This is a genomic window from Eubacterium sp. AF34-35BH, from assembly GCF_003477765.1.
Taxonomy (GTDB): domain Bacteria; phylum Bacillota; class Clostridia; order Lachnospirales; family Lachnospiraceae; genus Eubacterium_G.
Genome location: NZ_QUDZ01000002.1, coordinates 279,967 through 293,214, shown reverse-complemented (window position 1 = coordinate 293,214; position 13,248 = coordinate 279,967). Strand labels below are relative to the sequence as shown.

Annotated in this window: 5 protein-coding genes and 1 riboswitch; of the genes, 4 read left to right on the top strand and 1 reads right to left on the bottom strand. The window is 34.5% G+C overall.

Annotated features, from left to right (window positions below):
* The first annotated feature begins 96 nt into the window (after nt 1-96).
* On the top strand, nt 97-5,172 hold the full coding sequence (locus DWZ69_RS03270) for a glycosyl hydrolase family 18 protein (RefSeq protein ID WP_118436153.1): 5,076 nt from the start codon (nt 97-99) through the stop codon (nt 5,170-5,172).
* 165 nt (nt 5,173-5,337) lie between these two features.
* Here DWZ69_RS03270 and DWZ69_RS03265 read toward each other — a convergent pair whose 3' ends face one another.
* Nucleotides 5,338-6,189 (bottom strand): patatin family protein, encoded by an 852-nt coding sequence (locus DWZ69_RS03265; RefSeq protein ID WP_118436195.1) that lies wholly within the window; start codon nt 6,187-6,189, stop codon nt 5,338-5,340.
* 192 nt (nt 6,190-6,381) lie between these two features.
* On the opposite strand from DWZ69_RS03265, the gene DWZ69_RS03260 reads away from it, so the two are divergent.
* The 3 genes from DWZ69_RS03260 (at nt 6,382) to feoB (ending at nt 12,817) form a co-directional block, all read left to right on the top strand.
* Nucleotides 6,382-6,660 carry an acylphosphatase gene (locus DWZ69_RS03260; protein WP_199521861.1) on the top strand — a complete coding sequence of 93 codons (279 nt, stop codon included), beginning with the start codon at nt 6,382-6,384 and terminating at the stop codon, nt 6,658-6,660.
* 233 nt (nt 6,661-6,893) lie between these two features.
* A complete protein-coding gene (locus DWZ69_RS03255; protein WP_118436151.1) occupies nt 6,894-10,028 on the top strand; it encodes a CotH kinase family protein in 3,135 nt (1,044 codons plus the stop codon).
* A gap of 434 nt (nt 10,029-10,462) precedes the next feature.
* Nucleotides 10,463-12,817 carry a ferrous iron transport protein B gene (gene feoB / locus DWZ69_RS03250; RefSeq protein WP_118436149.1) on the top strand — a complete coding sequence of 785 codons (2,355 nt, stop codon included), beginning with the start codon at nt 10,463-10,465 and terminating at the stop codon, nt 12,815-12,817.
* Nucleotides 12,818-12,932: 115 nt separating this feature from the next.
* Nucleotides 12,933-13,116, top strand: a riboswitch (cobalamin riboswitch).
* The last annotated feature ends 132 nt before the right edge of the window (nt 13,117-13,248 follow it).

Genomic DNA, 13,248 nt, shown 5'->3' with positions numbered 1-13,248 from the left:
TGATTTTAGAAAAAAGAGTACCCAATAAAATAAGCCTACGTTTTCTTAAAAATGTTTTTAGTCTAGAATTTTTAGTGGAGGAGAAGCTTTAGATTTATGAAAAAATGGGAGGGTACAATGAATTTCAAAAAATCTATATCAAAAAAAAGTTTGCTTCGTAGAATTAGCGGAATCGCTTTAACATTGGTAATGGTAATAAACCTTATGTATGGTTATAGCGCAGCTAAAGCACAAGTTACTGAGGAAGCCAGAAAGGCATCACAGGTAGCAGCACAAAAAGCCGAAGCAAATAAGGCACCATACCGTAACGTAATGTATTACGGTGACTGGTCAATTTATTCAGGTCAGAAAAATTTTACACCTGATAAGATTGACGGTAGTTTAATAACACATTTGAATTTTGCATTTATGGATGCAGATGAAAATGGTGATTTAATCACAACAGACACATGGGCGGACTATGAAAATCCAAATGTAGGATATTCAGTTGGCACAGACAACAAATACGCAGGCGTGTTAGGAGGTATGCTTTTATTAAGACAAAAATATCCTAACATGAAGATTGGTATTTCTGTTGGTGGTTGGACAAGATCAGGGGATTTCCCAAAACTTGCAGCGTCAGAAAAGACAAGAAAGAACTTTGCAAATAATGTTGCAAAATTTGTTCATTACTATGGATATGATTTTGTAGACATTGACTGGGAATATCCAACAGCGGACAGAGATCCTGATCCTGAAGGCAATGGCGTTGCCATTGATAAGGGATGCAAGGGCTCAGCAGCAGACACACAGAATTATACACTGTTATTACAGGCAATTAGAGATGCATTAGACAGCTATGGAGAAGCTGATGGAAAGTATTATGAATTATCAGTGGCAATGTCAGCATCACCAAAGATGATGGCTGCAATAGAATACGAAAAGGTATTAAAAATTGTAGACTTTGCAAATATGATGACATATGACTTAAATGGTGCCTGGGGAGGTTTTACAGCTCACCAGACAGCGCTTTATACAAATCCTGCATATGATGAAGGGGACGCAGGTCTTTCAGTTGATTCATGCATTAAGTATCTTGAAAATAAATACGGTGACAGCATTGATTATTCAAAGATTGTAGTTGGTATTGCACCTTACACAAGAGGTTGGAAAGAAGTTAAAAAGGAAACAGGAAGAGATCCTAAGAATCCGGGCTTATATGCAGACGCAACAGGAGAAAATGGCGTAACTTATGCATACGGAGACATTAACTCTTTAATAAGCAAGTATAACTTAAAGAAATATTGGGATGATACAGCAAAGGCAAACTATTTTTATAGTGAGTCAACAGGTATGTTCTTTACATGTGATACTGAAGAATCAGTAGCTGAAAAAGGAAAATATGTAAAGAGTAAACATTTAGGCGGACTTATTTCATGGATGGCATCATTGGATAGTACAAATTCAGTTACTAAGGCAATGAAGGAATCTTTATATGGTTCAGAGGCACTTCCAACTAATGAAATTACTACACCAAAAATGGATGGCATTAAATTAGATGTGCAGGCTTCAGGAGAGTCATATACTTTGAATTTGCAGAATACAAATGCAAAAGTAACACTTCCAAGTGGAGCAAAAGATATTTCGGTTATGCCATGGGCAGAAAAGTTTGGCAAGACTTTAAGCTATCCTTCATTAGAAATTAAAACAATTAACGGTGAAACTTTAACAGGAGACTGGAGTGCAGGTGGAACAATTACAACTGAAAATGGAAATACAGTAATTACACCACCTGAATGGAGTTCAAAAGCAGTGGCACCTGGTGATACATTAACATTTACACTTAAGTCAGGTAAAGGAACTGCAAGCTTATCCAATATTCAGTCAGTTACACTTAGACAGAAAGCGGTTTCAAGTGGTAGCATTATTTCAAGAAATGTTTTATATGAAAATAATGAAAGCGGTGTTGTAGAAACAACAACAGAAAAAGTTACTACAACAAAAGCACCTGAAACAACAAGTAAAACAACACAGGCAACAACAAAAGCGCCTGAAACAACAAGCAAGACAACACAGGCAACAACAGTTCCTGAAGTGCCTGCAACAACTGCACCGGAACAGACAACAACAAAGAAGGCTTCAACAGGTGCATATCCTGAATGGTCACCAAACAGTGTTCTTTACAACATAGGAGACCTTGTTCAGTATCAGGGAAATGTATATGAATGTACATTTGCACATACTTCAAATTCAGGTTGGACACCAACAGAAGCATTTACATTGTGGAAACTTAGAAGTGATTTAGTAGCAGGAGAAATCGAAACAACAACTAAGGGAGGAAGTTCTGTAGAAGAAACAACAACTGTTGAAAATAATTACACAGTTAATTCAAAACTTCCACAGCACATGGTAACAGGCTATTGGCATAACTTCCTTAATGGTTCAACAGCATTAAAGATTTCAGATGTTCCAAGTTACTATGACATGATTTGTGTATCTTTTGCAAACTCATCAACAACACCTGGTAAGGTTACTTTTGAGCTTGATAAGGATTTAAGCAATGCCTTAGGTGGCTATACAAAAGCACAGTTTATTCAGGACATCAAAGATGCAAAAGCAAAAGGACAGCATGTAATTATTTCAGTAGGTGGCGCTGAAGGAACTACTTATATTACAAATCAGGCAGCAGCAGATGAATTTGCAAAGAGCCTTATTTCAATGATTGAGGAATATGGATTTGAAGGTGTTGATATTGACTTTGAAGGTAGTGCAGTATCAGGAACAGATTATATTGCTGAAGCATTAAGAACAGTACATAATCATTTCGGAGATGATTTTATTATAACAATGGCACCGGAAACATATTATTTCCAGGATACAAATCCAAATGGAACAGCAGCAACATCAGCATACTACAGACTTGCATACAAGATTAAGGATATTCTTACAATCTGTTATCCACAGTTCTATAACTCAGGTGGTATGATTGGTTATAACGGATTTAATGCACAGGTTGGAACTGCAGATTTCTTAACATCACTTGCAACTTTATTATTAGAGAACGGATTAAGAGCTGATCAGGTAGCATTGGGCTTACCATCAACTGCTAAAGCAGCAGGAAGTGGCTATGTATCAACTGATGTAATTAATACTGCTGTAAAAGCACTTGTGAACGGAACATCATCAGGAAGTTTTACTGCACCAAGAGCGTACCAGTCATTTAGGGGTGTAATGACATGGTCAATTAACTGGGATGCAACTAACAACTATGCGTGGGCTAAGGCTATGGATAAGACAATGGACGAACTACCAACAACAGAGCAGCCTACAACAACAAAAGCTACAGAAACAACAACTAAAACAACAGAACAGACTACAACAGTTAAACCTACAACAACACAGGAAACAACAACTTCCAAGAAGGCAGAAGAAGTTACAACAGTTGACGGAAAACAGCCAATTGAAGTTATTGGTTTAACAAAGATTTCCCAGAACAAGGGAGATGTAACATTTGCCTGGGGACAGACTAATGAACAGATGGCTTTGGGTCAGACATATAACATATATGTAGACGGCCAGTTATTTGGAACATACAATACTGCAACTCAGCTTAATTATACATTTGCAACTAACGGAAATCATATAATTAAGGTTACGGCTGTTTATAACGGAAAAGAAACAGCAGGTCAGAAACTTGAAGTAGTAGTAACAGGTCTTGAAAATACAACAACACAGGTAACTACAGAGCCTGTTGTGGAACCAACAACTACAGCAAAGGTAACAGAACCTGTAGTAGAACCTACAACAAAGGCAGAAGTTACAACAAAGAAACCTGAGCAGACAACAACAAAGAAGGAAGAAACTACAACTAAACCGGAACAGTCAACAGGTACAGATGTAAAACCATCAACAGGACTTTCATCAAAATTATTAATTGGTTATTATCATACATGGAATAACGGTGGAAATCCATTTATTAAACTAAGAGATGTTGATAAAAACTGGGATGTAATTAAAATCTCATTTGCAGAACCTGTAAGTGCAGGTAGCACAGACGGAAAAATGCAGTTCAATATTTCAGGTTTAACAGCTGATTATACAAAAGCAGATTTCAAGAAAGATGTTAAGGAACTTCAGGCACAGGGCAAGAAGATTGTATTATCAATTGGTGGTTATGAAGGCTACTTCTCATTAACATCACAGAGTGCGGTAAATCAGTTTGTAAGTGACATTAAATCTATTGTAGATGAATATGGATTTGATGGAATTGATATTGATTTAGAACAGTCTTCAGTACAGTTTGAAAGTGGAAATGATAGGGACATTAACAATCCTACATCTCCAAAGATTGTAAATATGATTAAAGCAATTAGAACTATTTGTAGTAGCTATGGTGATGATTTCATTTTATCATGGGCACCTGAAACATTTTATGTACAGTTAGGTTACTCATTCTATGGTGGAATTAATCAATACTGTGATAGCAGAGCAGGGGTATATTTACCTATGATTAATGCATTAAGAAACGAAACATCATATGTACATGTACAGTTATATAATTCAGCACCTATTACAGGACTTGATGGAACTTCTTATAGCATGGGTACAAAGGAAAGCACAGTTGCAATGTGTGAAATGCTCTTAAAGGGATTCCATGTAGGTGCATATTATACAAATTCAACAGATGCTTCAACATACTTTGCTCCACTTAGACCAGATCAGGTTGTCATTGGTGTTCCATCATCAGTAAGTGCGGCAGGTAGTGGACAGATTGCAAATAAGGATCTTCAAAGTGCATTTACAGAACTTAATAATAAGTATCCGGGCTTAAGAGGAATTATGACATGGTCAATTAACTGGGATTCAAGTCAGAACAATAACTCTTTTGCAAAAGAAAATGGAGCATTCCTTGCATCATTAAGAAATAATCAGGAAGAAACAAAGAAACCTGAAACAACAACAGAAGAACCTACAACTAAAGCACCTGAGACAACAACAGAGCAGCCTACAACAAAGGCACCTGAAACAACAACACAGAAACCTAGTCAGTATCCAACTTGGGATGCATCAACTATATATTTAGGAGACGATTATGTTTCATATAACGGACACGTATATAGAGCAAAATGGTGGACAAAGGGAGAAAATCCTGAAAAGTCAGGTCAGTGGGATGTATGGCAGAAGATAAAATAGTTATACATAAATAATGTAAGCCATATAAAAAAATCACAGGGATTTCACAAAAGTGAAATTACCTGTGATTTTTGTGTAATAAGAAATTCCACTGGAATTTCTATTAGATAAAAAGCGTTCCACCAGGGAAGCACCTTGGTGCGAAAAGAAATTTTAAAATATATTTTATTGATTTAGAAATTTTTTCATTGCTTCAATATGTTCAAGCCCTTCTTTGTAGCCTACATTATAAAGAAGTCTAAGCTTGTTGGGATCACGTTCAGTTCGTTTAATTGTAATTGGATTTTTAGGTCTGATAACATAAACAGAACCTTCTTTTTCAAGTTCTTTAATATAGTCCAATGTTTTATTATATTCATTGTGTCTGATTTCCATATCGTGAATAAGGTTGGGATATTTTTTACCCATTTTCATTTTTAATAATGGAAGAATACTGCTTTTGGTTTTGCGATAGCCGTCATGCTGGGTTAGTATCAATATGTTTTTTTCGTAGCCCATTTCTTTAAATTTCTTTATTGGTATGGAATCTGAAATACCACCATCTAAAAGTTCAAGACCATTAATTTTTACAATACGTGAAACTAAGGGCATTGATGCTGAAGCTCTATACCATTCAATATCATCAGCTTCTCCTGTAGGGCAAAGGTGATATACCGGTTTTCCTGTATTTACATCTGTTGCAACAACATAAAAAGCCATTGGATTTTCCTGATAGGTTTTGGTATCAAAAACATCCAGCTTTTCGGGGATTTCTCTGTAACAAAAATCGGCTCCATATAAATCTCCTGTTTTAATTAAAGAACGAATTCCAACATAGCGTGGATCCTTAGAATATTTCATATTGTATCTTATAGTACGACCAATTTGTTTGGATTTGAAATTGCAACCAAAAGTTGCTCCGGCTGAAACACCAATTGTTCCGTCTACTGTAATATTGTTATTCATCATGGCGTCTAAAACGCCGGCAGTGAACATGCCACGCATGGCACCACCTTCTAGTACAAGTCCTGTTTTCATAACACAATCCTTTCTAAAGTCGTGTCTCAAAGTCATATCCCCATCATAGTACAAGCACAGATGTGGAATGACTTTGATACACTGTAATCAAGAGTATCTTAACACAAATAGGGAAGAATGTTAAAATGAAAAAGAAAAATAAGTATGCTATTTTGATGATTTTGCAGTTTAGAATATGAAAGGAAGATAAAAATGGAAATAAAATTAGTTAGAAAACATATTATTTTTAAGGGCAGAGTACAGGGAGTAGGTTTTAGATATTTTTGTTATACAGAGGCAAATAAGATGAACTTAACAGGTTATGTCCGAAATTTATACGATGGCAACGTGGAAATGGAAGTACAGGGAGATTATCGTGATGTTGAAATGTATATTTTTAGAATAAAGCAGGGGGATTATTTTATTAGAGTGGATGAGGCGGAAGTGACGGATATGAAAGTTAAGGAAGAAAGCTGTTTCCAGATAAAATAGGCAAAAAAGTGAAAAGCACAAACAACGAAAGAACAGAGAAAATAAAAATATACAATAACATTTAAAATAAAAACGTTACAGATATTGACAATAAAGAGTGGGGTGCTATTATGATAGTGCATCACAATTGCATCAAAATTTAAAGGCTCACAGTATGGTGTGATTTGATAAGTAGATGGTTGATTGTAAATAAAGGAAGCAATCAGCCAAATAAGACTGAAAGGAATAAAAATATGAGAAGGGAAAAAGTAGTAAAAGCGGTGGCAATATTGATGTCTGTTTGTATGGTCGCACCTGCTACAGTGTTTAGCAATGTAACCACAAAAGCAGACGTTAATGGCAATGTAACAGCCACAGACAAAAAGGATGAACTAAAAATTGAGGGTGATTACTTCAGACAGTATATGTCAGTGCTGTTAGATCAGGGAAAACTTAAAAATGATAATAATACAATTAAAATGACAAAAGATGAAAAATCAAAATCAGTTATTTTCAGTGGTACAAAAGAAAACTTATTAGAAAATCAGATTGTTCTTGATAAGACACTTAATTTCAATGGTTCAAAAATTGACAGAATTAGTCTGGATGCTATGTCAGAAAAAGGAACAACAGTAACGTTAGGAATTTATGTTGATGGTGCAAGTGAGCCAATTGCCAAAACAGTTCTTAACAGACAGAAGAAGAAAAATGATTGGAGAAACCCAAAGAATATTTCAATAGATATTTCAAGTTTGAACTTAATAGGTGAGCATACAGTTCAACTTAAAGTATTAGATGCTTCTGCAGATAATGTTAAATTTCATATTAGTTCTATTGAATTTGTTGAAAGCACAGTTCCAACAATTTACTTTAACATTGATGAATCAGAGGGAACAATTGCTGAAATGAATGGTTCATCTGACCACAGTGCAGAATGTTATGGCAACATGACAATGACAGTTCCTGATAATTACACATGTGAATATACAGGTAAAAAAGCAAAGGGCGGAACTTATCAGTTAGAATATATTAGAGGTAGAGGAAATTCCACGTGGGGTGTGGACAAGAAACCTTACAAGATTAAGTTAGACAAAAAAGCTGATTTACTTGGTATGGGCAAGAATAAACATTGGGTTTTACTTGCAAACTATTATGACAATAGTTTGTTAAGAAATAAGATTACATATTGGCTTGGCAGTCAATTGAATATGCCATTTACACCAAAAAGTGAACCCGTTGACGTGGTAATGAATGGTGAATATTATGGAAGCTATTTCTTGTGTGAACATGTAAGAGTTGGGAAAACTAGAGTAAACATTGATGATTTAGAAGCAAATGAAGATGCAATGCATGAAACACAGGAACCATTTATAACAGGTGGTTATTTATTATCACTTGAACCTTATGGTAATGAAGAAAAAAAATCTTTTAAAACAAAGAAGAGCAACACTTTCTTAATTGAAAGCCCTTCCTTTGAAGATTACTACAATGAAACACAATACAATTACATAAAAAATTATGTCCAAAGTGTTGAAGATGCTATCTACGGAAAGAATTTCAAAAATGAAAAGGGTGTTTCATATTCAGATTTGATGGACGTGGCATCAACAGTTTATTATTATTTAGTTCAGGAATTTTCCATGAATGGCGATGGATATGTTTCAACAAGTACATATTTATACAAACCAAGAAACGGCAAATTATTCTGGGGACCACTTTGGGATTTTGATTATGTGGCATGGGGCTCAACAGAATATGGTGAATTTTCAACTACAGGCTGGACAGAAAACAGCAATATGTGGTTGGAAAGATTATTTGAAGATGAAAGCTTTTCTAAAAAAGTTGTAGATAGCTGGCCAGAGTTAAAGGCTGCTGTTGAAGAACTTATAAAAGACGGTGGACAGCTTGATAAATATAAGGAGAAAGTTAAACAGTCAGCTTTATACAATTTTGAAAAATGGGGTATATCACCTATTAATTACAACGAGGGTGATTCTGCTGTTAATTTAACTTATGACCAGGAAGTTGAAAGATTAAGAAGCTGGATAAAGGAAAGACTTAATTGGGTTGATAACAATATTAAGACTTTGTCACCTACACCTTGTACAGTAAAATATGTAGCAAACGGTAAAACAATTTACACTGGTAAAGAATACATTGGCAAAAAATTAAGCAATGTACCAACAGTCCCTAAGAAAAAAGGCTATGAGTTTGCAGGCTGGACAACAAAATATCATCTTACTTATGATGAATACATAATACTCCATCCAGACTTGAGTACGGACGATTTAGATGATGAGACAAAGGCTGAATTAGAAGATATTAAGAAAAAAGGTTATGACTATGAAGGTGATTTTGATACATATGATGCTGTTCCAAAGTCAATTACATTAACAGCAAAATATATACCTGAAAACGAAGTTGTAAAAGCAAAGAAAATTTACTTAAATAAAACAAAAGTGAATATTTCAACAGATATAGGTGTAGCTACTTTAATTGCGACAGTTGCACCTTTTGACACAACATTCTCTAATTTAAAATGGTCATCAAGTGATGAAAATGTTGTAACTGTAGATGATGGTATGCTAAATGTAGTAGCACCAGGTGACGCAGTAGTTACTGTAAGCACAGATAACGGAGTTAAGGCAACATGTAAAGTTCATGTATGCAACCAGCAGGAAACACGTGACTTTGACTATGAAAGTTATTTATTAGATGACAATGAAATTACAATGAATGTTGGTGAATACAGACAACTAAACATTACAAGTACACCTGACAATGCAATTTATAGTGAATTTCCATCATTTATCGGAATTGATGAGTCTATTGCAGAAGTTGGAGTAGGTGGAGTTATACATGCTGTTGCAGAAGGAAAAACTGCAGTTGTTATGGTAAAAGATGGCGACGTTTCAACATGCATAGTTAATGTTGTAGACAAATCTAAGAATGTTGTAAAGAAAGGTAGTCTGTACAATGTTAAGGGCAACATTTACAAGGTAACATATACAGGCAAGAAAAATACAGTAACATTTGTAGGCGTAAAGAATAAAAAAGTAAAGAGTGTTAAAGTTCCCGGAAATGTTAAGATTAGCAATAAAACTTTCAAGGTAACTGCCATTGAAAATAAAGCATTTGCTAATTTAACAAATGTAAAGAAAATTACAATTGGCAAGAACGTAGCAAAATTAACAAAAACGATGTTTGCAAAAAATAAGGAACTTAAAAAAATTGTTTTGAAAGCCAGAAAAACAAAAATAGCAAAGGGAACATTTTCTAAAAAGGTTAAAGTTGTAAAACCTAAGAAAACAGTAAAAAAGACATCTCATAGCAGAAAGAAGACTACAAAAAAGAAAACTGATAAAAAGAAGGCAAAAAATAATGAATAAACTACTTAATATGGAAATTTAGTTTATTAACAAAGAGTCTATGGTTTTAGAAACACTAAAGCCGTAGACTTTCTTATTTGCCTATTGTTTCCTGAAATTTTATGAAAGGTGTTATTTTTGTGGTGTAGTTTTTTATGCTTTCTACCCATGGAAAGTTATTAATTATAGGTATTTGCACAATAATACTATATAACTTAAAATATAATTAACAAAAAATTTACAGCGATTAAGTAATTTTGGAAAAGCAAAGTCCATATTGATAAGTTAATTATATATTATTTTGGAAAAATATAATGAATTATTGTATATGTATTTGTAAAACAAAAAATATGTTTTATACTTATTATAGTGTGTGTTTAAGTTTTATCAGCATAATAGCAGAGGAAATAAAATAGGCACTGTAATTTTATTTTACGGAAAGAAAAGAGAAAATTATGAAATTATCTGAGTTAAAAAAAGGGGAACATGGTCAAATTATACATGTTGGTGGAGAAGGACAACTTCGAAGGCATTTTTTGGACATGGGACTTATTGAAGGAACAGGGATTGAATATATGAAAACAGCTCCAATGGGAGATCCTATAGAGTATAGAATATGGGGATATGAATTGACTCTTAGGAAGGATGATGCTGCATGTATTGATATAGAACTTGTAGATGAAAAGGTCATAGAGCAACAATATCAAAAAGAGAGTAATGCAACATATAACAAAACAACGCATCCTCATATTGGGGAGCCGGGAATTTATCATGTTAAACAAAGAGGAGAAAAAATAACTAAAGGTCAGTTAATTACATTTGGTCTTGCAGGAAATCAGAATTGTGGTAAAACAACATTGTTTAACCAACTAACAGGAGCAAATCAGCATGTTGGAAACTTTCCCGGAGTTACTGTAGACAGAAAAGATGGCCCAATTAGAGGCCAGGAAAATACAATGGTTGTGGACTTGCCGGGCATATATTCAATGTCACCTTATACAAGTGAAGAGGTAGTGTCCCGCCAATATTTTCTAGATGACAGACCACGAGGAATTATTAACATTGTGGATGCTACCAATATTGAACGAAATCTCTATTTGACAATGCAATTAATAGAACTTAATATTCCTATGGTTCTTGCACTTAACATGATGGATGAGGTTACTGCCAATGGAGGAGCAATAGATGTAAATAAGTTAGAGGCTTCTTTAGGAATACCTGTTGTGCCAATTTCAGCGGCAAAAAATGAAGGTGTGGATGAGTTAATTGAGCATGCAATGCATGTGGCAATTTACAGAGAACGTCCGGGAAGAATGGATTTTTGTGATTCTGAGGGAGAAGATGGTGGTGCAGTACATAGAGGCATTCATTCAATTATGCATTTGATTGATGACCACGCCCATAAAAATGAAGTCCCAATACGTTTTGCAGCAAGTAAGATTATAGAAGGTGATCAGGAAGTAATTGACCGACTTCATTTAGATCAAAACGAAAAAGAAATGATAGAGCATATTATTATCCAAATGGAAAAAGAAAGTGGCATGGACAGACATGCCGCTTTGGCAAAGATGCGTTTTTCATTTATTGACAAAATATGTAAACAGACAGTTGTCAGACCAAGGGAAAGTAAGGAAAGAATACGAAGCAAAAAAATTGATAAGGTTTTAACAGGAAAATACACAGCAATTCCATCATTCATTGTTATTATGGCAATGATCTTCTGGTTAACATTTAGTGTGGTAGGAGCATGGCTTCAAAACCTTATGAATATGGGAATAACCTATTTAAGCAACTTATGTGAAAATGCAATGAATGGGGCACATGTTAACGAAGTATTGCAATCATTAGTAATTGACGGAATTTTTGTTGGTGTGGGAAGTGTACTTAGTTTCCTTCCAATAATAGTTGTATTGTTTTTCTTTTTGTCATTACTTGAGGATAGTGGTTATATGGCAAGAATAGCTTTCGTAATGGATAAACCTTTTAGAAAATTAGGTTTGTCAGGACGCAGCTTTGTACCAATGATAATTGGATTTGGTTGTTCAGTTCCTGCAATTATGGCAACAAGAACATTGCCATCAGAGCGAGACAGAAAAATGACTATTTTACTTACACCATTTATGAGTTGTTCAGCAAAGATTCCTATTTATGCATTTTTCGCAGCTGCGTTTTTCAGTCACAATGCAGCTTTGGTAATGGTAGGCTTATATTTTACAGGAATAATTGTGGCAATTTTATATGCTGTTATTTTAGATAAAACTAAATTCAAGGGAGAACCGGTACCATTTGTAATGGAACTTCCAAACTATAGATTACCTGGTGCCAAAAGTGTTTTAAGATTAATGTGGGATAAGGCGAAGGACTTTATAACAAGAGCATTTACAATTATATTTTTAGCTTCAATGATAATATGGTTCCTACAGACATTCGACATACATTTTAACTTAGTAAAAGATGCAGGAGATAGCATGCTTGCAATGATAGGTGGAGTGATAGCTCCAATATTTGCACCATTAGGATTTGGAGATTGGAGAGCATCAACAGCATTAATCACAGGATTTACAGCAAAGGAAAGTGTTGTAAGTACACTAAAAGTATTGTTAGGTGGTGGAGCCATAACATCGATGTTTAATGTGAAAAGTGCAATAGTATTTTTAGTATTTACTTTACTTTATACACCATGTGTAGCCGCTGTTACTTCTGTAAAAAGAGAATTAGGCGGAAAATGGGCAATAGGATTTGTGGTTTTACAATGTGTAATTGCCTGGATAATAGCATTTTTGTTTAAGATGGTGCTTATGATTGTATAAATATACATTTTTGTGTAAGTTATGTCCATTGAAATATAGGATAAATAATGCTATTATAAAAACAATTTAATTGAATATCAGTATATGGTTGGGCAAAAGGTTTTATTTACTTACAGAATCTAACAGGTTCTAAGGTAAATAAAACGTTTGTGTCGATTAAAAGGGAATTCGGTTAGAACCCGAAGCAGTCACCACTACTGTAATGCAGACGAGAAAGCAATTATGTCACTGGGAAACTGGGAAGGCGCTTTTAAGGATGAAGCTGAGTCAGGAGACCTGCCATATATGTGGTTTAAATATATTTTCCGGGTGAGGAGGATGTGTTTTTTTGTTGCCTTTTTATAGTAAATTATTTCAAAAATATAGTTTTTGATAAGCAGAGATTTAATCTATGTAAGAGAATTTACAACTTAGCTAATTGTTATGATAAA